Annotated in this window: 21 protein-coding genes and 1 tRNA gene; 17 read left to right on the top strand and 5 right to left on the bottom strand. The window is 71.1% G+C overall.

Annotation, left to right across the window (positions count from 1 at the left end):
- The first annotated feature begins 17 nt into the window (after positions 1–17).
- Entirely contained in the window at positions 18–539 is a 522-nt protein-coding gene (locus J2Y46_RS14660) for a MaoC family dehydratase (protein ID WP_045302873.1), read from the top strand.
- Positions 536–1,345 (top strand): CoA ester lyase, encoded by an 810-nt coding sequence (locus J2Y46_RS14655; protein WP_045302345.1) that lies wholly within the window; start codon positions 536–538, stop codon positions 1,343–1,345. Before J2Y46_RS14660 ends, J2Y46_RS14655 begins: the two co-directional genes overlap by 4 nt.
- 169 nt (positions 1,346–1,514) lie before the next feature.
- Here the strand turns inward: J2Y46_RS14655 and J2Y46_RS14650 are convergent, their stop codons facing one another.
- Together J2Y46_RS14650 and J2Y46_RS14645 are read right to left on the bottom strand one after the other, a co-directional pair.
- Complete coding sequence (locus tag J2Y46_RS14650) at positions 1,515–2,120, bottom strand: histidine phosphatase family protein (protein ID WP_045302348.1); 606 nt, start codon at positions 2,118–2,120, stop codon at positions 1,515–1,517.
- A 38-nt stretch (positions 2,121–2,158) separates the two neighbouring features.
- On the bottom strand, positions 2,159–2,992 hold the full coding sequence (locus J2Y46_RS14645) for a Sir2 family NAD-dependent protein deacetylase (protein WP_045302350.1): 834 nt from the start codon (positions 2,990–2,992) through the stop codon (positions 2,159–2,161).
- A gap of 102 nt (positions 2,993–3,094) precedes the next feature.
- Between J2Y46_RS14645 and J2Y46_RS14640 the strand changes: the two genes are divergently transcribed.
- Together J2Y46_RS14640 and J2Y46_RS14635 are read left to right on the top strand one after the other, a co-directional pair.
- On the top strand, positions 3,095–3,868 hold the full coding sequence (locus J2Y46_RS14640; RefSeq protein WP_245619659.1) for a class I SAM-dependent methyltransferase: 774 nt from the start codon (positions 3,095–3,097) through the stop codon (positions 3,866–3,868).
- Between the two features lie 23 nt (positions 3,869–3,891).
- Positions 3,892–4,695, top strand: coding sequence for an RNA methyltransferase (locus J2Y46_RS14635; RefSeq protein ID WP_045302352.1), 804 nt, complete (start codon positions 3,892–3,894; stop codon positions 4,693–4,695).
- A gap of 25 nt (positions 4,696–4,720) precedes the next feature.
- Here J2Y46_RS14635 and J2Y46_RS14630 read toward each other — a convergent pair whose 3' ends face one another.
- Together J2Y46_RS14630 and J2Y46_RS14625 are read right to left on the bottom strand one after the other, a co-directional pair.
- Entirely contained in the window at positions 4,721–5,410 is a 690-nt protein-coding gene (locus J2Y46_RS14630; RefSeq protein WP_045302354.1) for an SDR family oxidoreductase, read from the bottom strand.
- Between the two features lies 1 nt (position 5,411).
- Entirely contained in the window at positions 5,412–6,272 is an 861-nt protein-coding gene (locus tag J2Y46_RS14625) for an SGNH/GDSL hydrolase family protein (protein ID WP_045302356.1), read from the bottom strand.
- Positions 6,273–6,532: 260 nt separating this feature from the next.
- Here J2Y46_RS14625 and J2Y46_RS14620 point away from each other — a divergent pair, with 260 nt between their 5' ends.
- The 5 genes from J2Y46_RS14620 (at position 6,533) to J2Y46_RS14600 (ending at position 12,030) form a co-directional block, all read left to right on the top strand.
- Positions 6,533–8,332, top strand: coding sequence for a DEAD/DEAH box helicase (locus J2Y46_RS14620; RefSeq protein ID WP_045302877.1), 1,800 nt, complete (start codon positions 6,533–6,535; stop codon positions 8,330–8,332).
- A gap of 143 nt (positions 8,333–8,475) precedes the next feature.
- A complete protein-coding gene (locus J2Y46_RS14615; RefSeq protein ID WP_045302358.1) occupies positions 8,476–9,564 on the top strand; it encodes a VIT1/CCC1 family protein in 1,089 nt (362 codons plus the stop codon).
- Positions 9,565–9,645: 81 nt separating this feature from the next.
- A tRNA-Leu gene (locus tag J2Y46_RS14610) sits at positions 9,646–9,730 on the top strand.
- A 119-nt stretch (positions 9,731–9,849) separates the two neighbouring features.
- Complete coding sequence (locus J2Y46_RS14605; RefSeq protein WP_045302360.1) at positions 9,850–11,151, top strand: M20/M25/M40 family metallo-hydrolase; 1,302 nt, start codon at positions 9,850–9,852, stop codon at positions 11,149–11,151.
- 57 nt (positions 11,152–11,208) lie between these two features.
- Positions 11,209–12,030, top strand: a complete 822-nt coding sequence (locus J2Y46_RS14600) for an undecaprenyl-diphosphate phosphatase (RefSeq protein WP_045302362.1) — start codon at positions 11,209–11,211, stop codon at positions 12,028–12,030.
- Positions 12,031–12,049: 19 nt separating this feature from the next.
- Here J2Y46_RS14600 and J2Y46_RS14595 read toward each other — a convergent pair whose 3' ends face one another.
- Positions 12,050–12,925, bottom strand: coding sequence for a PAC2 family protein (locus J2Y46_RS14595; protein ID WP_045302364.1), 876 nt, complete (start codon positions 12,923–12,925; stop codon positions 12,050–12,052).
- Positions 12,926–13,017: 92 nt separating this feature from the next.
- Here J2Y46_RS14595 and J2Y46_RS14590 point away from each other — a divergent pair, with 92 nt between their 5' ends.
- The 8 genes from J2Y46_RS14590 (at position 13,018) to J2Y46_RS14555 (ending at position 21,367) form a co-directional block, all read left to right on the top strand.
- Positions 13,018–13,725, top strand: coding sequence for an HAD family phosphatase (locus tag J2Y46_RS14590; protein ID WP_045302366.1), 708 nt, complete (start codon positions 13,018–13,020; stop codon positions 13,723–13,725).
- Positions 13,722–14,750 (top strand): tRNA (adenine-N1)-methyltransferase, encoded by a 1,029-nt coding sequence (locus J2Y46_RS14585; RefSeq protein ID WP_045302368.1) that lies wholly within the window; start codon positions 13,722–13,724, stop codon positions 14,748–14,750. The genes J2Y46_RS14590 and J2Y46_RS14585 overlap by 4 nt, the downstream gene beginning before the upstream one ends.
- Positions 14,751–14,759: 9 nt before the next feature.
- Positions 14,760–15,725, top strand: a complete 966-nt coding sequence (locus J2Y46_RS14580) for an FKBP-type peptidyl-prolyl cis-trans isomerase (protein WP_310243283.1) — start codon at positions 14,760–14,762, stop codon at positions 15,723–15,725.
- A gap of 45 nt (positions 15,726–15,770) precedes the next feature.
- Entirely contained in the window at positions 15,771–16,766 is a 996-nt protein-coding gene (locus tag J2Y46_RS14575; RefSeq protein WP_310243281.1) for a WYL domain-containing protein, read from the top strand.
- Positions 16,763–17,725 carry a YafY family protein gene (locus tag J2Y46_RS14570; protein ID WP_045302372.1) on the top strand — a complete coding sequence of 321 codons (963 nt, stop codon included), beginning with the start codon at positions 16,763–16,765 and terminating at the stop codon, positions 17,723–17,725. The genes J2Y46_RS14575 and J2Y46_RS14570 overlap by 4 nt, the downstream gene beginning before the upstream one ends.
- A 67-nt stretch (positions 17,726–17,792) precedes the next feature.
- Positions 17,793–18,038, top strand: a complete 246-nt coding sequence (gene tatA / locus J2Y46_RS14565; protein WP_045302374.1) for a Sec-independent protein translocase subunit TatA — start codon at positions 17,793–17,795, stop codon at positions 18,036–18,038.
- 66 nt (positions 18,039–18,104) lie between these two features.
- A complete protein-coding gene (gene tatC, locus J2Y46_RS14560) occupies positions 18,105–18,872 on the top strand; it encodes a twin-arginine translocase subunit TatC (RefSeq protein WP_045302376.1) in 768 nt (255 codons plus the stop codon).
- Positions 18,869–21,367, top strand: a complete 2,499-nt coding sequence (locus J2Y46_RS14555) for a DEAD/DEAH box helicase (RefSeq protein ID WP_310243278.1) — start codon at positions 18,869–18,871, stop codon at positions 21,365–21,367. The genes tatC and J2Y46_RS14555 overlap by 4 nt, the downstream gene beginning before the upstream one ends.
- The last annotated feature ends 21 nt before the right edge of the window (positions 21,368–21,388 follow it).

Here is a 21,388-nt window from a genome sequence, read left to right as displayed (position 1 = left end):
GTAGCGTGACAGAGGTGATCCCCGACGCTCCCGACGACGCCCCGGCCGAGGCCGCGCGAGACATCGTGCAGCGCGGGCTCTACTACGACGAGCTCGAGGTCGGCGCACGGTACCTGCACCGCCCCGGTCGCACCGCGACCGAGGCCGACAACGTGGTGTTCTCGTCGATCACGATGAACACGCAGGCACTCCACCTGGATGCCGCGTTCTCCGAGACCCAGCCGTTCGGCCAGCGCCTCATGAACTCGATGTGGACGCTCGCCACGATGGTGGGGGCATCCGTCTCGCAGATCACGCAGGGCACGCTCGTCGCTCAGCTCGGCCTCACCGACGTGAGCTTTCCGGCGCCGCTGTTCCACGGTGACACGCTGTACACCGAGACCGAAGTGCTCGACAAGAGGCTCTCGGCGTCGCGACCGGGCCAGGGGATCGTGACGCTGCGTCACACCGGCCGCAACCAGCGGGGCGAAGTCGTCGCCCTCGCCAGCCGGACCGCGCTGATGTGGTGCGCACCCCAGACACCGGAGGAGACCCGATGAGCTTCGACCTCGGCCCCGCGCTGCTGTTCTGCCCGGCCGACCGCCCCGAGCGGTACGCCAAGGCGTTCGACCGCGCAGATGCGGTGATCCTCGACCTCGAGGACGCGGTCGCGCCCGCCGACAAGACCGCGGCGCGCGGGCACCTCATCGAATCCGAGCTCGACCCGGCGAGGGTCATCGTGCGCGTGAATCCGCCCGAGAGCGACGCGTTCGTCGCCGACCTGGCGACGCTGTCGCAGACGGATTACCGGCGCATCATGGTCGCGAAGTCCGAGTCGCCCAAGCGCATCGGGCGCATCGACGCACGCTTCGAGGTGGTCGCGCTGTGCGAGACGGCGAAGGGTGTCGCCCAGGCCGACCGCATCGCCGCACTCGAGAACGTCGTGGCCATGATGTGGGGCGCGGAGGACCTCGTCGCGAGCATCGGCGGCACCTCCAGTCGCAAGCCCAACGGCCGCTACCGAGACATCGCGCGCTATGCGCGGTCTCGCGTGCTGCTGGCAGCCGGCGCGCGCGGCAAGGCCGCGATCGACGCCGTGCACCTCGACATCGCGGACGCGAAGCGCCTCGCCATCGAGGCGGCGGATGCTGCGGCATCCGGTTTCCGCGCCACCGCCTGCATCCACCCCGGTCAGGTGGCCGTCATCCGTGCCGCCTACCGTCCCGACGAGAAGACCGTGACGTGGGCGCGCGCCGTCCTCGCCGCCGCAGACGGTGAGCGCGGTGTGTTCTCGTACGACGGGCGCATGGTCGACGAGCCGGTGCTGCGCCACGCGCGCGGCGTGCTGGCCCGCGCGGGCGCATGAGCGGAGTCCTGAGGGCGCTTCAGCCCGCCGCGGACTGACGGACGCGCTCGTCCGCGATCTCGCGCGCGACGCGACCGATGAGCTCGTACGGCACATCCTCGGAGTGCGGGAAGACCGCGGAGTCCTTCTCGGCGCGGTAGGGCGGCGCGATCGCCGACTCCAGCCGAGCCTAGGTCACCAGGCCCGCGTACGTCACGAGACGCAGGTGATCGCGCTCATAGACGAAATCGTGCGTGGCGCCGTTGGCGAGGCGCTCTCCCTCCAACGGCAGCGCGCCTGCCGTCGCGTGGCGCATCACCTCGCGGATGAGCGCGCCGTGGCTCACGACGATGAGCGAGGCCGCGGCGGGAGCGGTGGCGCGGCGGTGGTCCCGCACGACGCTCCCGAGCGCCGTGATGGCGCGGGTGCGCAGATCGGACCACGGCTCGGCGCCGGGCACCTCGGCCGTGTACCAGTCACCCCACCGGGTGCGGAACTCGTCGATGCCGACTCCCTCGGCCTCGCCGTACGCGCGCTCGCGCAGACCGGCGTACGTGCGCGGCGCCGCGAGGCCGAGCTCGGCGGCGATGATCTCCGCCGTCTCGCGAGCACGGGCGAGGTCACTCGACACGATGGTCACGGGAGCACCGCCGTCGAGGCGTTCGCTCAGCACCTGCGCGGTCGCGCGGGCCTGTGCGCGACCGGTGTCGTTGAGGGGGATGTCCGTCGACCCCTGGATGCGCCGGTCGCGGTTCCAATCGGTCTCGCCGTGGCGGATCAGGGTGAGCGCGGTCATGCTCTCGACCCTACCCGGGCCGCCTGGGCGTCAGCCGCTCAGCCGAGGGAGGGCAGCCCGTCGGCGAGCGCGCGCAGCACCTCGCTGGTGCCGGCGTCGATCTTCACCGTCGCCCGGGCGTCCGCGCGCGTGGCGCCGCGGTTCACGATGACGACGGGCAGGCGGCGGCGTCGCGCACGCTCGAGCAGCCGGATGCCGGAGTTCACGACGAGCGAGGACCCCGCCACGATGAGCGCCTCGCTGGTGTGCACGAGCTGCTCCGCCTCGCGGAACTTCTCGGCGGGGATGAACTCGCCGAAGAAGACGACATCGGGCTTCAGCATCCCGCCGCACACGCTGCATTCCGGGATGCGGAAGCCCTCGGTGCTCTCGGGGAGCACGTCGCCGTCGGGTCCGAGTGCGACGTTCTCGGGGACGCGGATCCACGGGTTGTCGTCTTCGACGCGGCGGGCGAGGTCACGCCGGTCGAAGACCTGGCCGCAGTGGGTGCAGAAGATGCGACGCATCGTGCCGTGCAGCTCGACGACGCGGCGGCTGCCGGCGCGGACGTGGAGCCCGTCGACGTTCTGCGTCACGACGCCGGTGGCGAGTCCTCGAGCTTCGAGGTCGGCGATCGCGCGGTGCCCGGGGTTCGGCTCGGCGGACGCGAACGCCCGCCACCCGAGGTGGCTGCCGACCCAGTAGCGTCGGCGCGACGCATCGCTCGAGAGGAACTGCTCGACTGTCATCGGGGTCCGCACCGGAGCGCCTGCCCCGCGGTAGTCCGGTATGCCGGAGTCCGTCGAGACGCCCGCCCCGGTCAGCACGGCGATCCGCCTGCCCGAGAGCGTGGCGATGGCCTGAGCCACGGCATCCGTCGTCCGGGCGTCCATTCCGGTCGAGATCGTCGTCACGGCGCACCCCCTTCGCGTCGAGTGTAGGCCCCGCGGTTTTCGGGGATGTTACGGAGCGGCAGTGCGTGCCAGGATGAGCGCGTGGGCAGCTTCGGGGGCGTGAGCGCCGAGGAGTACGCGCGTTTCATGGGCCGGTTCTCGACCCCGCTGGCGGTCGAATTCGCGACCGTCGGGCTGGAGGGCGTCGGCGCGGGCGCCCACGTGCTGGACGTGGGCTGCGGACCCGGGATGCTGACCCTCGAGCTGGTGAAGCGGCTCGGGCCTTCGGCGGTCAGCGCCGCGGATCCCGAACCGGCGTTCGTCGAAGCGACCGAGGAGCTGTGCCCCGGCGTGGACGTGCGCGTCGCAGAAGCCGAGCATCTGCCGTTCGCCGACGGAGAGTTCGCAGCGACGCTGGCTCAGCTCGTCGTCCACTTCATGTCGGACCCGGTGCGCGGTGTGACGCAGATGGGTCGCGTGACGGCGGCCGGCGGCCGCGTCTCGGCGTGCGTGTGGGATCACGCCGGCGACGGCGGACCGCTCTCGACGTTCTGGCGCGTGGCGCGCCGACTCGACGACGGGGTGCGCGGCGAGGCCGGCCTCAGCGGCGCCGCACCCGGGCAGCTGGTCGACATCTTCCGCCGCGCGGGACTGGCGCACGTCACGCAGACGGTGGTCGAGTGCGCCGTGTCGTTCAGGGACTTCGCGCACTGGTGGGACCCGTTCCTGCTCGGCGTCGGGCCGGCCGGCCGGTATGTCGCCACCCTCGATCGCGGGGACGTCGCGCGCCTGGAGGGGGCGCTGCGCGACGAGCTCGGCGACGGTGCGTTCACGGTGACGGCACGGGCCTGGACGGCGGTCGGCACTGCGGCCTGAGCTGCGTGCGACGATGGGACGCGATGCACGCGATCCAGATCACCGACGCCTCCGACGAGCGGCTCACCGACTACCGCGATCTCACCGACGTCGCGCTGAGGCGCGTGATCGAGCCGGAGGGCGGCCTGTACATCGCCGAGTCGGCGAAGGTGATCGGCCGCGCGATCGCGGCCGGCCACCGCCCCCGCTCGCTGCTCGTGCAGGAGAAATGGGTCCCCGACGTCGAGGAGCTGGTGACGGATGCCGCGACCCCGGTGTACGTCGTCGCCCCCGAGATCGCCGAGTCCCTGACCGGGTACGCCGTGCATCGCGGCGCGCTGGCGTCGATGCACCGGCCCGAGCTCCCATCGGTCGCCGAGGTCGTCGCGGACGCGCGACTCGTCGTCGTGCTCGAGGACATCGTCGACCACACCAACGTGGGCGCGATCTTCCGCGCGGCCGCCGGTCTCGGCGCCGACGCGGTGCTCGTGAGCCCGAGGTGCGCCGACCCGCTCTATCGGCGGAGCGTCCGGGTGAGCATGGGCACCGTCTTCCAGGTGCCGTGGACGCGGCTGCCCGAGTGGGATGAGGCCCGTGGGGTGCTGCACGATTCCGGCTTCGAGCTCGCAGCGCTCGCCCTGTCGGACGCCGCCGTCTCGCTCGACGCCTTCAGCGCGCGCCGCCCGGAACGGGTCGCCCTGATGCTCGGCGCCGAGGGCGACGGGCTGTCACGCCGGGCGCTCGAGGCGGCCGACACCGTCGTCACGATCCCGATGGCCGGGGGCGTCGACTCCCTCAACGTCGCCGCGGCGAGCGCCGTGGCGCTGTGGGAGCTGCGGGCGCGCTGACCCGCTCGCGGCCGCGCCGGCGCGGTCAGGCGCCCGGCCGGACCATCAGCTCGGTGAGGTCCGCGTCGCGGGGCAGGTCGAGAGCAGCGAGGATCGCCGTCGCGACGGAGGCCGGGTCGATCCACTGCGACGCGTCGTAGTCGGCGCCCTCCTGCTGGTGCACCTTCTCCTGCATGGGTGTCGCCGTGCGCCCCGGGTACACGGTGGTCACGCGGACACCGTTCGCGCGCTCCTCCTCCCGGAGGGCATCCGCGACGGCGCGCACTGCGAACTTGCTCGCGCCGTACGAACCCCACTCGGGGTTCACGCGCAGGCCGGCACCGGAGTTCACGAAGACGACGCGCCCGCGGGCCGTGCGGAGGGCGGGGAGCATGAGCCGGGTCAGCTCCGCCGGTGCCACGGCGTTGACGTTGAGCTGGTGCTGCCACGTCGCGACCGGCGTGTCGCCGATCGCTCCGAGCTCCACGACGCCGGCCACATGGATGAGCGCGTCGAGCTGCGGCGGCACGCTCTGGTGGCTGAACGCCCACGACAGCCGTGCCGGGTCGGCGAGGTCGCCGACGAGGGTCTGCGCGCCGGGGAAGCGCCGGCGCAGCTGCGCCGCGCGTCCGGCGTCCCGGGCGAGCAGCCAAAGGTCGTCGCCGCGGGCGGCGAGCCGCTCCGTCAGCGCCGCGCCGATGCCCGAACCGGCGCCGGTGACGAGGTGCGTCGCCACGTCAGGCCTCGTCGCCGCGCGGCGCCGCGGGCTCCGCGCCAGGGACGATCGTGATCACCGGCAGCGGGTCGGGTCGCTTCGCCGTGACCTGGTCGCCGGAAGACTGGTGGCGAAGGCGCCGCAGCACCCACGGCACGAGATACTCGCGGGCCCACATGACGTCGACCGCTCGCGCTTCGCGCCACGTGCGGATCGGCAGCGGATCGGGCTGCATCGGCTGGAGGTCGTTCGGCACGTTGAGGGCGCGCAGCACCATCCGTGCGACTTCGTGGTGGCCGAGAGCGTTGTAGTGCAGGCGGTCGTCGTCGAAGAAGCGCATGTCCTGCACCTCCTTGAGCGCCCACTGGTCGGCGACGATGCAGTCGTACTTGTCGGCGATCGCGCGGATGTTCTCGTTGTAGATCGCGACCTTGCCCCGGATGCCGCGGAACACCGGGGTGAATGCCGTGTCGATGCCGGTGAAGACCACGACGGTGGCACCGTCGCGCGACAGGCGCACGACGGCGTCCTCGAACAGCTGCGCGACGCGGTCGGGGTCGGCGTTGGGCCGGATGACGTCGTTGCCGCCGGCCGAGAACGTGACGAGGTCGGGCTTGAGGGCGATCGCCGGCGCCACCTGCTCGTCGACGATCTGGCCGATGAGACGTCCGCGGATCGCGAGGTTCGCGTAGGCGAAGTCGTCGACCTGCTCGGAGAGCACCTCGGCGACGCGGTCGGCCCACCCTCGATACCCGTTCGGCGCAGACGGCTCGGGGTCTCCGACGCCCTCGGTGAAAGAGTCGCCGAGCGCGACGTAGCGACGCCACGGGTGCGGCTGGAGGTTCGCGACGTACGGGCTTCGGGGATCTTCTCTCGGGGGCATCCGTCTTCCGTTCCTCGGCTTGTGACCGACAGCCAGGCTATCGCGGTGGGCGACCTTTGCGGATGCGGCAGCCCGGTGACGCCCCGGCCCGCGATGTCGTGCGCGTCGTCTATCGTGGTGACTCGTTGTCTACGGGGGAGGTGTGATCGGTGACGGACGAAACGACGATCGAATCGCCGCCGGCCCACCCAGAGAACCTCCTCACCGAATCCTCCGCCGAAGGCCGTCTCGCCACCGGTCCGCATGGCGCTGAGCCGCACATCGGCAGCTTCGCCGCGGAGCACCTGTCGCCGACGTACCCGCAGCGCGCCCCGTGGGGAACCGCGCAGCGGCTGCGCGCGTGGCAGGCCGAAGCGCTCGACCTCTATTTCGGACTGGACGGCCCCGACGGCCCGGGGGGCGGACCCCGCGACTTCCTCGCGGCGGCCACCCCGGGCGCAGGCAAGACCACGTTCGCCCTCCGCCTCGCGAGCGAGCTGCTGCGGCGCCGCATCGTCAGCCGCATCGTCGTCGTCGCTCCCACGGAGCACCTGAAGACGCAGTGGGCCGACGCAGCCGCGCGGGTGGGCATCCGCCTCGACCCCGCCTTCAGCAACCGACACTTCGCGCCCGCCCGCCAGTACCACGGCGTCGCCGTGACGTACGCGCAGGTCGCGGTCAAGGCATCCGTCCATCAGCGCCTGACGATGGACGCGAAGACGCTCGTGATCCTCGACGAGGTGCACCACGGCGGCGATGCGCTGAGCTGGGGCGACGCGCTGCGCGAGGCGTACGCGCGGGCGACCCGCCGGCTGCTGCTGAGCGGAACGCCGTTCCGCAGCGACACCGCGCCCATCCCGTTCGTCGAGTACCACCCCGACACCAAGGGCATCCGCGTCTCGCGCACCGACTACGCCTACGGCTACCGCCGAGCGCTCGAAGACGGCGTCGTGCGTCCCGTTCTCTTCATGGTCTACGCCGGCCAGATGCGCTGGCGCACCAAGACCGGCGAGGAGATGGAGGCGCAGCTCGGCCAGGACAACACCAAGGACATCACCTCGCAGGCGTGGCGCACCGCGCTCGACCCTGAAGGCGACTGGATCCCCGCTGTGCTGCGGTCCGCCGACCGCCGGCTCACCGAGGTGCGCGAGCACGTTCCCGATGCGGGCGGCCTCGTGATCGCGACGGATCAGACGGCCGCGCGGGCGTACGCCGCGATCCTGCAGGACATCAGCGGCGAGGCGCCCACCGTCGTGCTGTCGGACGAGGCTGAGGCTTCCAGCCGCATCGAGGAGTTCTCGAAGTCGACGAGCCGCTGGATGGTCGCGGTGCGCATGGTGTCGGAGGGCGTCGACGTGCCGCGCCTCGCCGTCGGCGTGTACGCGACGAGCGCATCGACGCCGCTTTTCTTCGCGCAGGCCATCGGGCGCTTCGTGCGGGCGCGCCGCCGCGGTGAGACCGCGAGCGTGTTCCTGCCGAACGTGCCGCAGCTGCTCGCCCTGGCGAACGAGATGGAGCGCCAGCGCGACCACGCGCTGGACCGCGACTCCGACGGCGAGGACGAGTGGAACGCCGAAGAAGACCTGATGAACGCCGCCGAGCGCGAGGACAAGGCGTCCGATGCGCTCGAGGAGGAGTTCTCCTATCAGGCGCTGGGTTCGCTCGCGCACTTCGACCGCGTGCTGTTCGACGGCCAGGAGTTCGGCCAGCTCGCCGTGCCCGGCACGCCCGAGGAGGAGGAGTTCCTGGGCATCCCGGGCCTGCTCGAACCCGACCAGGTGCACGACGTCCTGATGTCGCGGGTCTCGCGGCAGTCGCGACACCGCAGCGCGCGCGAGGCGCAGGAGGCGACCGCGCCCGAGGAGGAGCCCGCGCTTCCCCAGGCGCTGCACCGCACGCTCAAGGAGCAGCGTCAGCTGCTCAACAGCCTGGTCGGCCTCTACGCCCGCCAGACGGGCGAGGCCCACGGCCTCGTGCACGCCGAGCTGCGCCGGATCTGCGGCGGCCCTGCCGTGTCACACGCCACGGTGACCCAGCTGCAGTCCCGGATCGACGTGCTGCGCAAGCGCGTCCGCTCCTGACGCCTCGGACGCGGTCCGCGCGCCGCTCTCGGGGGCAGTGAGGTTCGGATCCCCGAAATGCTGGCAATCCTCGGTTTCGGGCCTGCGGGGCCTCTGGCGCTGGCTAGCGTTGACGAGTCCCGCACCCCTGACTGGAGGCCCGAGTGAGCGCGCCCGCCGCACCGACCGACCGCGATCGACGCCGCTGGGCGCGGTACCTCGTCAACGAGCGGGCGGAGGCGCACGTCTACCGCGAGCTCGCTGGTCGACGCACGGGGGAGGAGCGTGAGATCCTCCTGGCGCTCGCCGAGGCAGAGGGGCGGCACGAGGCGCACTGGCTGCAGCTGCTGGGCAGCGAGCCGGCACGACTGCCCCGCGCCGATGTACGCACCCGCCTGCTCGGCTGGATGGCCAAGCGTTTCGGTTCGATCTTCGTGCTGGCACTCGCCCAGAACGCCGAAGCTCGATCGCCCTACGACGACGAGCCGTTCGCTACGCCGACGATGGCGGCAGACGAGCGGATCCACCACGAGGTCGTGCGCGGGCTCGCCGCCCGCGGACGCCGCCGGCTGTCGGGCACGTTCCGTGCCGCGGTCTTCGGCGCGAACGACGGCCTCGTCTCGAACCTCGCGCTCGTCATGGGCATCGGGGCCACCGGGGTGTCGAGCCAGTTCGTGCTCTTCAGCGGCATCGCGGGCCTGCTCGCGGGCGCGCTGTCGATGGGCGCGGGGGAGTTCGTGTCGGTCCGTTCGCAGCGGGAGCTCCTCGCGGCCACGGAGCCGAGCGACTACGCCGACGGCGCCATCGCGCACCTCGACATCGACGCCAACGAGCTGGCGCTCGTCTACCGGACCCGCGGGATGCCGGAGGCCGAGGCGTCCGCGCGCGCCCGCCGCGTCGTCGAGGCCGCGCACGCGCTGGGTCAGGGACGCGCCGACACCGGCCCGATCTCGGTCGCCCCCCACGAAGAGGTCGTGGGAAGCGCCTGGGCCGCCGCGCTGTCGAGCTTCCTGTTCTTCGCGTCCGGCGCGATCATCCCGGTGCTGCCGTGGATCTTCGGCCTGTCCGGCCCCGCCGCCGTCGTCGTCGCGCTCGTGCTGGTCGGGATCGCGCTGATGTCGACCGGTGCCGCCGTGGGCCTGCTGTCGGGCGCACCGCCGCTCAAGCGCGCGCTCCGCCAGCTCGCGATCGGCTTCGGCGCCGCCGCGGTGACGTACCTCCTGGGCCTGCTGTTCGGCGTTTCGATGGGATGACGCGCCCGGGCGTCCGTCGATTCGTTGAACCTCCGGTGACGTGGTAATGTCATTCCTCGGTTGCGAAACCGAAAACCACCTGCGCGGGTGGCGGAATAGGTAGACGCGCTAGCTTGAGGTGCTAGTGCCCGTATAGGGCGTGGGGGTTCAAGTCCCCCCTCGCGCACAGTGAAGAAGGCCCCCGAAAGGGGGCCTTCTTTCGTCCCCGCGGGACCTTGAGTCCTTCGGTGTCGCGCGCTCCTCGCGGAAACGGACAGGAAACGAGTGACCGGTAGGTTTGAGCCCATGCCCTCATCCGATCTCGGACTTCCGGAGGTCGCCGCGCTCGCGCGGGATCTGATCCGCTTCGACACGACGAACCACGGCGGGGGCCGCGCCGCCGGCGAGCGGGAGGCCGCGGAGTACGTCGGCGCGTACCTGGAGACGCTGGGCCTGAAGCCCGAGTTCTACGAGCCCCTTCCGCGCCGCACCAACGTGATGGCGAGGGTTCCCGGCCGCAACCGCGACAAGCCCGCGCTCGTGCTGCACGGCCACCTCGACGTGGTCCCGGCGATCGCCGAAGACTGGAGCGTCGACCCGTTCGCGGGCGTCGTGAAGGACGGGATGCTGTGGGGTCGCGGCGCCGTCGACATGAAGGACATGGACGCCATGATCCTGACCTCGGTCGCCGACATCCTCCGCGCCGGCGAGCAGCCCGAGCGCGACCTCGTCCTGGCGTTCTTCGCCGACGAGGAGAACGGGGGCGTCGAGGGATCCGCGCTCGTGGTCGAGGACCGCCCCGAGTGGTTCGACGGCGCCACCGAGGCGATCAGCGAGGTCGGCGGCTACTCCATCCCGATCGGCGACAGCCACGCCTACCTGCTGCAGGTGGGGGAGAAGGCGCTCATCTGGATCCGCCTCGTCGCGCGCGGCCGCGCCGCGCACGGGTCCAAGCTGCACGACGAGAACGCCGTGACGAGGCTCGCCGAGGCCGTCGCGGCGCTCGGGCGCACCGCGTGGCCCGTGACGCTCACCGACACCTCGCGCGAGATGAGCGAGCGGCTCGCCGAGCTCACCGGCCAGCCCGCGGGCGACCCCGACGCCGTCGCGGCAGCCACCGGCGCAGCATCCGGATTCCTCCGCTCGACGCTGCGCACCACCACCAACCCGACCGGTCTCGTGGCCGGCTACAAGCACAACGTGATCCCCGACCGGGCCGAGGCGCTCATCGACGTCCGGACCCTTCCCGGCACCGAGGACTCGACTCTCGCCGACATCCGCCGCATCGTCGGCGACGGCGTGGAGGTCGAGATCGTCCACCAGGACATCGGCCTCGAGGTCCCGTTCTCGGGCGACCTCGTCGACGCCATGGTCGCGGCGCTCGGCCGCCACGATCCCGGCGCGCCCGTCGTGCCGTACCTGATGGGCGGCGGCACCGACAACAAGGCGCTGGCGACGCTCGGCATCGCCGGCTACGGGTTCGCGCCGCTGCGCCTTCCCGCAGACCTCGACTTCACGGGCATGTTCCACGGCGTGGACGAGCGCGTGCCGATCGACGCGCTGGTCTTCGGCCAGGCCGTCCTCACCGATCTGCTCCGCACCTACTGATTCATCGACGGATGCCTCGTCCCCCGGCATCCGTCACCGCACGGCTGAAAGGCGCCCATGCTTCTCGAAGCGATCATCCTCGGCTTCGTCCAGGGACTGACCGAGTTCCTGCCGATCTCGTCTAGCGCGCACCTGCGCATCCTCGGCGAGTTCCTGCCGTCGGCACAGGATCCGGGCGCGGCGTTCACCGCGATCACCCAGATCGGCACCGAGGCGGCCGTGGTGGTCTTCTTCTGGCGCGACATCGTGCGGATCATCGGGCACTGGTTCCGGGCGCTGTTCGGCCGCATCCCGCGCAACGACCCCGATGCGAAGCTCGGCTGGCTCATCATCGTCGGCTCGATCCCGATCGTGGTGCTCGGCCTGCTGTTCCAGGACCAGATCGAGACGGTGCTGCGATCGCTCTGGATCACCGCCGGCATGCTGATCTTCTTCGGCGTGCTGCTCGGCATCGCCGACCACGTCGGCGCCAAGAAGCGCAAGCTTCAGGACATCACGATCGGCCACGGCGTGATCTACGGCTTCGCGCAGTCGCTCGCACTGATCCCGGGTGTGTCGCGCTCGGGCGGAACGATCACGGCCGGCCTCTTCATGGGCTACGAGCGCGCCGCCGCCGCGCGCTACGCGTTCCTGCTCGCGATCCCGGCCGTCTTCGGCAGCGGCTTCTTCCAGCTGTTCAAGAGCCTCGACGAGCCCGGGTTGTTCACCCTCGGCGAGACCGCAGTGGCGACGGCGGTCGCGTTCATCGTCGCGCTCGGCGTGATCGCGTTCTTCATGAACTGGATCTCCAAGCACAGCTTCCTGCCGTTCGTGGTCTACCGCGTGGCGGTCGGCTCACTCCTGCTGGTGCTGCTGAGCATGGGCGTCATCAACCCCTGACGCGGGGGACGGATGCCGCTCAGCGGCGCGGGTCGTCGCGGCCCGGCTTGCTCGGCCCGTCGCCCGGCTTGCCGTCGGTGCGGCGCAGGTACCGCTCGAACTCCTGCGCGATCGCGTCGCCCGAGGCCTCGGGCGAGTCCCACGTGTCGCGCGTGCGCTCGAGCTGGTGGATGTACTCGGTCATCTCCTCGTCGTCGGCCGCGGCCGCGTCGATGGAGGCCTCCCATGCCGCGGCCTCCGTGGCGAGGTCGCCACGGGGGACAGGCGCGCCGGTCAGGTCCTCGAGCCGGTCCAGGAGCGCCAGGGTCGCCTTCGGGGAGGGCGTGTGCCCGGCGACGTAGTGCGGCACGCTCGCCCACAGGCTCGCCGTGGGGATCCCGGCGCGCTCGGCGGCGTCGCCGAGGACGCTGAGGATGCCGACCGGGCCCTCGTAGGTGCTGCGCTCGAGCTCGAGCGCCGTGCGCAGGTTCTCGTTGTCGCTGCCGGAGAAGACCGAGATCGGCCGGGTGTGAGGCACATCCGACATCATCGAGCCGATCGCGACGAACCCGGTGATGTCCTCGCGAAGGGCGATGTCGATGAACTCGGACGAGAACGCCTGCCACGCGCGTGCGGGCTCAACGCCGGTGAGCAGCCACAGCTGGGTGCCGCGCGTCGCCTGCGCGGGGCGCAGGAGCGTGGCCTCGGGCCAGCGGAGCGTGCGTCGTCCGTCGCCGTCAGCGGCGATGTGCGGACGCGTGTACTGGTAGTCGAAATAGAGCTCGGGATCGACCGAGAACACCGTCTCGTAGGAGCCGCCCTCGCGCAGCTGCGTGATCGCGGACGACGCGGCTTCGCCCGCGTCGTTCCAGCCGTCGAACGCTGCGACGAGAACACGACGACCCAGTCCGTCCACGAGACCCCCTTCACCCGCACCCGCTGCGGGTTCCCTCCAGGATATGCCCCTGCCCCCGCGGAGGGCCGGAGACCCCTCGGTAGGATTGCACGGTGAATGCGCCCAGACTCTCGGCCGTCCTGTGGGATATGGACGGCACCCTCGTCGACACCGAGCCCTACTGGATGGCGGCGGAGACGCCCCTCATCGAGAGCTTCGGCGGGACGTGGTCCCACGAGCAGGCGCTCGGACTGGTCGGCCTCGGGCTCGAGGACTCCGCCCGCATCCTGCAGGGCACCGGCGTGCGCATGAGCACCGACGCGATCATCGACCACCTCACCGAGGACGTCATGCGTCAGCTGTCCGCCACCGGCGTCCCGTTCCGGCCGGGCGCGCGCGAGCTGCTGGCCAGCCTGCGCGAGGCCGGCGTCAAGACCGGACTCGTGACGATGTCGATGCGCCGCATGGCGCAGACGGTCGTCGACCTCATCGACTTCGACGCGTTCGACGTCGTGGTCGCCGGCGACGATGCGACGCGGCCGAAGCCCTTCCCCGACCCCTATCTGCAGGCGTGCGAGGCGCTCGGCGTCACGCCCGACGAGGTCGTCGCCATCGAGGACTCGCCCAACGGGCTGCGCTCCGCCGTGGCCTCGGGCGCGTCCGTCATCGGCGTGCCGCTCATGGTCTCGCTCACCGGTGCCGGCGCCCACACGCTCTGGGACAGCCTCGAAGGTCGTACGGCCGCTGACGTCGCCGAGTTCCACGCGGCGCATCGCGCCCGCGTCCACACCCCGAACCCCGCCGAGGAGACCGCCCGATGACCGACGACCAGGAACTCGCCGGCGGGCGCCCGAGCGGCCCCTTCCGCCTCGGCGACCGCGTGCAGCTCACCGGACCCAAGGGCCGTCTGCACACCATCACGTTGCGCGAGGGGGGTGAGCTGCACACCCACCACGGCGTGCTGCGGCACGCGCAGCTCGTGGGCCAGCCCGATGGGTCCGTCGTCGCGAACAGCGGCGGACACGAGTACCTGGCGCTGCGTCCGCTGCTCCGCGACTTCGTGATGTCGATGCCGCGCGGCGCGGCCATCGTGTACCCGAAGGATGCCGCGCAGATCCTCGCCGAGGCCGACATCTTCCCCGGTGCCACGGTCGTCGAGGCCGGCGTGGGCTCGGGAGCACTGTCGCTCTGGCTCCTCCGCGCGATCGGCGACGAAGGACGGCTCGTCTCCTTCGAGCGCCGCGACGACTTCGCCGCGGTCGCGCGGGCGAACGTCGAGACATTCACCGGGCACGTGCCGGCGAACTGGGACGTGGTCGTGGGCGACCTCGCCGAGGAGCTGAACGACACGGTGGCCGAGGCATCCGTCGATCGTGTCGTGCTCGACATGCTCGCGCCCTGGGAGTGCATCGACGCCGTGGCCGAGGCGCTCACGCCGGGCGGCGTCGTGGTCTGCTACGTCGCGACGGCGACCCAGCTCAGCCGCGTCGCGGAGTACATCCGCGGAACCGGGCTGTTCACCGAGCCCGACGCGAACGAGACCATGGTGCGCGGTTGGCACGTCGAGGGCCTCGCTGTGCGCCCCGACCACCGCATGGTCGCGCACACCGGCTTCCTCGTGTGGGCGCGACGGCTCGCTCCCGGGGCGATCCCACCCGAGGTGAAGCGCCGCGCGTCGAAGTCGAGCTATGGCGACGAGGATGTGGAGCTGTGGACGCCCGGCGCCGTCGGCGACCGCCAGATCACCGACAAGAACCTGCGCAAGCGCGTCCGCGAAGCGGAGCGCGCGGCCGAGGGCGCCCGCCAGGCGTCCGGACGGTCCGACGCGCCCGACGAGTCCGCCTAAACTAGCCCGGTGCGCAAGATCCCCGTTGCCCTGGTTGTCCTGGGACTCGTGACCGTCGGCCTGGCCGGATGCTCGCTGCCCGGCTCGTCCGCATCCGACTGCTCGCGTCCCGAGGTCTCGAACCCCGACGTGATGGACCTCATCACCGTCACCGGCGACACCCAGGACGAGCCTGAGGTCGATCTGTACACGCCCGTGAAGGCTGCGGAGCTCGCCTACGAGGACGTGGTGACCGGTGACGGCACCGCCATCACCTCGGTGAACCAGCCGCTGGTGATCGATGTCGCGCTGTTCAGCGGTACGAACGGAGAGATGCTCGCCGCGACCCCGTACGACGGCGACATGTCGCGGGTGGGCTCGGTCGCGCAGTTCGCCAACTTCCCCGGCTTCGAAGACGCCCTGCACTGCGCCACCGAGGGATCCCGCGTGGCCGTCGCGCTGTCATCCGATGACCTCGCCGAGGGCGTCGCGGATCAGGCCGGGCTGGACGACGGAGACGCCCTCGTCGCCGTCATCGACCTCCGCAAGGTGTACCTCGCGGCCGCCGACGGCCAGAACCAGTTCAACAGCGGCTTCGGGCTGCCCAGCGTCGTGCGTGCGCCCGACGGCCGCCCGGGCCTCATCATCCCCGACGGTGCGGCACCGAGCGACCTGACGATCCAGACGCTCAAGAAGGGCGACGGCGAGAAGGTCACCGGCGACCAGCCGGTGCGCGTGCACTACACCGGCGTGGTCTGGGGCGAGAACGAGCCGTTCGACACGACCTGGGACGGCGAGCCGGCATCGCTCACGCTCGACGGCGTGGTGCCCGGATTCGCGAAGGCGCTCGAGGGGCAGACCGTAGGGTCGCAGGTCATGGTCGTCGTACCGCCCGACCAGGGCTACGGCGACCAGGCGCAGGGCGGCATCCCGGCCGGCTCGACCCTGGTCTACGTGATCGACATCCTCGGCCTCGACGCGGTGCCGGCGCAGTAGCCGGGGGTTCGACGACGCCGACGCGGGCGGCCATAGGATAGGCGAGTGCCTGCCATTGCCGCCGCGAAGATCCCGCCCGAGGAGCGTCTGGTGAACCTCGTGGTGGCTCTCATCGCGACCGATCAGGGTCTCACGAAGGACACCATCCTGACCTCGGTCGCGGGCTACCGCGAGCAGAGCGAGGCGGGCGCGTCGAAGGACGCGCTCGAGAAGATGTTCGAGCGCGACAAGGAGTCGCTGCGGGGACTCGGCGTTCCGATCGAGACGATCGGCGACTGGGCAGACCCCGACGATCTCCGCGAGGCGCGCTACCGCGTGCCGAGCGCCGAGTACGAGCTGCCGGAGGACATCGAGTTCACTCCGGCAGAGCTGGCGCTGCTGACCCTCGCCGGCGGGGTCTGGAGCGAGAGCTCGCTGTCGGACGACGCTCGCAGCGGCCTGCGCAAGATCCGCGCCCTCGGAGACCTGGTCGACGAGCCCATCATCGGCTTCTCGCCGCGGCTGAGTCTGCGCGACCCCGCATTCCCGGCCCTCCAGCAGGCGATCGAGTCCAGCCGCGTCGTCACCTTCCCCTATCTCAAGCCGGGGGAGGCCGCACCGCGAACTCGGCGGGTGCAGCCGCTGGCCCTCGTCGAGTACGAGGGTCGATGGCACGTGTTCGGCATCGACCTCGACGTCCGCGACGACCGCACGTTCCTTCTCGCCCGCATCGTCGGGCCCGTCGCCCTCACCCGCGCGTCCTTCGACCCGGCGCTGCGCGAGGGCGCAGGTGACCGGGCGCTCGCAGGTCTCGACGAGGTCGCCGCGCGCAACTCGGCGCTGCTGGAGGTCAACCCCGGCACCGAAGCCTCGCTGCGCCTTGCGCGCCGCGCTCAGCCGGCAGAGCAGGGGATCCGCGTCCCGTACGTCGACGTGCACATCTTCGCCGACGAGCTCGCCTCCTACGGCCCCGAAGTGCGGGTCGTCGAGCCCGCGGATCTGCGGGATCGCGTCATCGACCGGCTCGCGGCGACCCGCGACCTCCACGGGGGGACCCGATGAGCGTCCGGCGCCAGCTCGTCGCGACCGATCGCGCGGCCCTCATGCTGCAGCTCGTGCCGTACCTGATCGGCAAGGGCGAGGTCTCCCTCGCCGAGGCGGCTGACGAGTTCGACGTCTCGCCCGAGCAGATGCGCTCGATGGTCGAGAAGCTCACCGTGATCGGCCTCCCGGGCGATCGCGGGTACTGGCAGATGGCGAACGACCTCTTCGACATCGACTGGGACCTGCTCGACGAGCGCGACCTCATCGTCATCACGAACTCCGTCGGGCTCGAACGCGCGCCGAAGCTGACGGCGCGCGAGGCGGCCGCCCTCCTCGCGGGTCTGCAGCTGGCGCGGTCGATCCCCGGAGTGGGCGACACCGCGCTCTACGCCGGGTTGCTCGCCAAGCTCGCGCGCGGGGCCTCGGGGATCCCGGCCGAGGTGATCCTCGCGACGGAGCCCGTCGATGCGGTGCGCGACCTCGTGTCCGATGCGCTGCGGCGCGGAGTGGCGGTCTCCTTCACCTACAAGGCGCCCGACGCGGCACCCACGACCCGCACCGTCGACCCGGTGAAGGTGCACATCGCGAGCGGGCAGTGGTACCTGCAGGGCTGGTGCCACCTCCGCGAGGCGATGCGCACGTTCCACCTGGACCGCGTCAGCGACCTCGAGCTCACCGGCATCCCGAGCACGCACGCGGGCGAACAGGCCCCTGACTGGTTCGACACCGACGCAGGCGACGTGGTCGCGCGCATCCGCTTCGCGGAAGACGTCGCGCCGCTGCTCGGCGACTACCTCGACCGTGCGGCACTCGAGACCGCCGAAGGCGTCACGGTCGCGACCATGCGCGTCGCCGACGAGCTCAGCCTCCGGCGCCTGGCGGCACGCCGTGGCGGACTCGTGGAGGTGTTCGAGCCCGCGGCCGCACGCCGCGCCGTCGCCGACTGGGCCGAAGCGGGCTTGGCGCAATACCGGTGAGGGCCGTCATGACCCCTCGCCGTCGGGTTACACTGGACGCACATCCGCACCGACAAGGAGATTCCGCATGGGCGCATTCGGATGGCCGCACCTTCTGATCATCCTCGCGGTGATCCTGCTCCTGTTCGGGGCTGCGAAGCTGCCGGCTCTGGCCAAGAGCCTCGGTCAGTCCGCCCGGGTCTTCAAGGGCGAGATGAAGGCGATGAAGGAGGACGACTCCGCGGCGAAGCCGAAGGCCGAGAACGTGGCGTCGGAGACTCCCAAGGCCGACACCCCCGCGAGCTCGAGCAGCACCGCAGACCCGTCATCCTGACCCACCGTGGTCACCACGGATCCACCGCGTATCGAGGAGCCTGAGCAGCCTCGGCGCGACAAGCGCATGTCCCTCGGAGGGCACCTGCGCGAGCTGCGTCGGCGATTCTTCATCGCCGCGGCCGGCCTCGTCGTCGGCATGGTCGTCGCTTTCCTCATCAGCGGCTGGGTCATCGACCTGCTGTCGCAGCCGATCGTGCAGATCGCGGGAGAGCGGGGCGACCAGTACATCGCGCTCAACTTCACGACCGTCTCGAGCGGTTTCGACCTGCACATGCGGATCGCGTTCGCGATCGGTCTGCTGATCTCCGCGCCCATCTGGCTCTGGCAGATCTGGGCGTTCATCATGCCCGGCCTCACGCGCAAAGAGATCAGCTACACGGTCGGCTTCCTGGCGGCCGCGATCCCGCTCTTCGTCGCGGGGCTCTACGTCGGTTGGCTGATCATGCCGCACATGGTCGTGCTCATGGCCAACTTCGTGCCGAACGACCAGGGCATCGCGCAGTTCTACGACTACGCCACGTACTACGACTTCGTCTTCAAGCTGCTCCTGGTGATCGGTGTCTCGTTCGTGACGCCGGTGTTCCTGGTAGCGCTGAACCTGGCGGGCGTGGTGTCGGGGCGCGGCATCCTCAAGGGCTGGCGCGTCGCCATCATCGTGATCACCGTCTTCGCCGCCGCCGCGACGCCTGCCGCCGACGTCACCTCCATGCTGCTGCTCGCGGGCATCCTGTGCGTGCTCTACTTCGCCGCGGTGGGGCTGTCGATGCTGTTCGACCGTCGCAAGGCCAAGCGCGAGCGCGCAGCCGGCCTGCTGCCTCCCGAGGTCTCGTGAGCGACGCCGCTCCCGCCGACCGCTACGCACGAGCGAGCGCGTCGGCACGCCTCGATCGGACGCATCCGATCACGGCCGCCTTCGCCGCCTCCCAGCGGTTCACGCTCGACCCCTTCCAGCTCGAAGGATGCCGCGCCCTCGAAGAAGGCCGCAGCGTCCTGGTGGCCGCGCCCACCGGCGCCGGCAAGACGATCGTCGGCGAGTTCGCGGTGCACCTGGCGATGCGCGAGCCCGGCGACAAGGCGTTCTACACGACGCCGATGAAGGCGCTGTCGAATCAGAAGTTCCGCGAGCTCCAGGAGGTCTACGGACCCGACGAGGTGGGCCTGCTCACCGGCGACACCAACATCAACGGCAATGCGCGCATCGTGGTGATGACGACCGAGGTGCTGCGCAACATGCTCTACGCCGACTCACCGGCGCTGCGTGGACTCCGCTATGTGGTCATGGACGAGGTGCACTACCTCGCCGATCGCTTCCGCGGCGCGGTGTGGGAGGAGGTCATCATCCACCTGGCACCTGACGTGCGGCTGATCTCGCTGTCGGCCACCGTCTCGAACGCCGAGGAGTTCGGCGACTGGCTCGACACCGTGCGCGGCGACACCGAAGTCATCGTCTCCGAAACGCGCCCGGTACCCCTCGAGCAGCACGTGCTCGTGCGCGGCGACCTGCTGCCGCTCTTCGATGACCGCGCCGGCATCGCGACGGCCCAGGTCAACCAGGAGCTCATGCGCATCCGCTCCTTCAAGGGCCAGAACTTCGAGCGCAATCATCGGGTGCAGGCGTCGAACAGCGCGCGGCAGGCAGGGTACGAGGCATCCCGTCGCCGTCCGAACCGCGGCGGCAAGCGGCCCGTGCGGTCCGCGAACGTGCAGCGGATCGAGCGCCTCGACCGCCCGGAGGTCGTCGACCTGCTCGCGCGCGCCAACCTGCTGCCGGCCATCTTCTTCATCTTCAGCAGAGCCGGCTGCGATGCCGCGGTGCAGCAGGTGCGCCGCGCCGGTGTGCGGCTGACCTCTCAGGAGGAGCGTCGCGAGATCCGCGCGGTGATCGAGGAGCGCACGCGCACCCTCCTCGAGGAGGATCTCGCCGTGCTGGGGTTCTGGGAGTGGCGCGACAACCTCGAGCGTGGTGTGGCCTCTCACCACGCCGGACTCCTGCCGGCGTTCAAGGAGGTCGTCGAGGAGCTCTTCCAGCGCAAGCTCGTGAAGGTCGTCTTCGCCACCGAGACGCTCGCGCTCGGCATCAACATGCCCGCACGGACCGTGGTGCTCGAGAAGCTCGAGAAGTTCAACGGCGAAGCCCGTGTCGCCATCACGTCGGGGGAGTACACCCAGCTCACCGGTCGTGCCGGTCGCCGCGGCATCGACGTCGAGGGCCACGCGGTCATCCAGTGGACCGAAGGCCTCGACCCGCAGGCCGTGGCCGCGCTGGCCTCCCGTCGCACGTACCCGCTCAACTCGAGCTTCCGGCCGACGTACAACATGGCCGTCAACCTCATCGACCAGTTCGGCCGGGCCAAGGCGCGTGAGATCCTCGAGTCGTCGTTCGCCCAGTTCCAGGCCGACCGTGCCGTCGTCGGGCTCGCCCGGCAGGTCAAGGAGCAGGAGGAGTCGCTCGCCGGGTACGCGAAGGCGATGACGTGCGATCGCGGCGACTTCGCCGAGTACTCGCGGATCCGCCGTGAGCTGAGCGACGTCGAGAAGCTCAACCGCAAGGACGCCAACGCGTCGCGGCGCACCCGCGACGAGCGGCTGCGCCGCATCGAGACTCTGCGCAGGCAGATGCAGCGGCATCCGTGCCATCAGTGCCCCGAGCGCGAGCACCATGCGCGGTGGGCCGAGCGGTACTGGAAGCTCAAGCGCGAGATCGACAAGCTTCGACGCCAGATCGAGACGCGCACCGGCACCGTCGCGCGCATCTTCGACCGTGTCGTCGACGTGCTCGGCGCGCTCGAGTACGTGTCGATCGCCGAGGACGGCGCGACGACGCTGACCCCCGCCGGCCGCACGATGCGTCGCATCTACGGCGAGCGGGACCTGCTCGTCGCCGAATCGCTGCGGCGTGGCATCTGGAAGGACCTGGATGCCGCATCCCTGGCCGCGCTGGCTTGCTCGCTCGTGTACGAGCCGAGGCGCGACGACGGCGGCCCGGGGGAGCGAGGGCTGCCGCGCGGTGCATTCCGTCCGGCGTTCGAGGCGACGCTGTCGCTGTGGCAGGAGCTCGACGACCTCGAGCAGGAGCACAGGCTGCCCGGCACCGAGCCGGTCTCGGCCGGTCTCGCACAGGCCATGCACACGTGGGCCCGCGGCGGCATGCTCGATCGCGTGCTGATCGAGGCGGACATGGCGGCCGGCGACTTCGTGCGCTGGTCCAAGCAGACCATCGACCTGCTCGATCAGCTGTCGATCGTCGCCGATCAGCCGATCGCGGGCACGGCCCGCAAGGCCTTGGACGCCGTGCGCCGCGGCATCGTCGCGTACTCCGGCGTCTAGCGACGCCGACGCGGCGAAGGA

Origin of the sequence: Microbacterium sp. BE35 (genome assembly GCF_031457705.1) — a bacterium.
GTDB lineage: Bacteria > Actinomycetota > Actinomycetes > Actinomycetales > Microbacteriaceae > Microbacterium > Microbacterium trichothecenolyticum.
This window is presented reverse-complemented; position numbering and strand designations above follow the sequence as displayed.

What these genes read in the sequence shown, in the direction of transcription:
- tatC (WP_045302376.1), top strand. Translation starts at nt 18,105, where the DNA reads ATGTCCCTCGGAGGGCACCTGCGCGAGCTGCGTCGGCGATTCTTCATC.
- J2Y46_RS14645 (WP_045302350.1), bottom strand. Translation starts at nt 2,992, where the DNA reads ATGGACGCCCGGACGACGGATGCCGTGGCTCAGGCCATCGCCACGCTC.
- J2Y46_RS14570 (WP_045302372.1), top strand. Translation starts at nt 16,763, where the DNA reads ATGAGCGTCCGGCGCCAGCTCGTCGCGACCGATCGCGCGGCCCTCATG.
- J2Y46_RS14635 (WP_045302352.1), top strand. Translation starts at nt 3,892, where the DNA reads ATGCACGCGATCCAGATCACCGACGCCTCCGACGAGCGGCTCACCGAC.
- J2Y46_RS14655 (WP_045302345.1), top strand. Translation starts at nt 536, where the DNA reads ATGAGCTTCGACCTCGGCCCCGCGCTGCTGTTCTGCCCGGCCGACCGC.
- J2Y46_RS14585 (WP_045302368.1), top strand. Translation starts at nt 13,722, where the DNA reads ATGACCGACGACCAGGAACTCGCCGGCGGGCGCCCGAGCGGCCCCTTC.
- J2Y46_RS14625 (WP_045302356.1), bottom strand. Translation starts at nt 6,272, where the DNA reads ATGCCCCCGAGAGAAGATCCCCGAAGCCCGTACGTCGCGAACCTCCAG.
- J2Y46_RS14600 (WP_045302362.1), top strand. Translation starts at nt 11,209, where the DNA reads ATGCTTCTCGAAGCGATCATCCTCGGCTTCGTCCAGGGACTGACCGAG.
- J2Y46_RS14605 (WP_045302360.1), top strand. Translation starts at nt 9,850, where the DNA reads ATGCCCTCATCCGATCTCGGACTTCCGGAGGTCGCCGCGCTCGCGCGG.
- tatA (WP_045302374.1), top strand. Translation starts at nt 17,793, where the DNA reads ATGGGCGCATTCGGATGGCCGCACCTTCTGATCATCCTCGCGGTGATC.
- J2Y46_RS14650 (WP_045302348.1), bottom strand. Translation starts at nt 2,120, where the DNA reads ATGACCGCGCTCACCCTGATCCGCCACGGCGAGACCGATTGGAACCGC.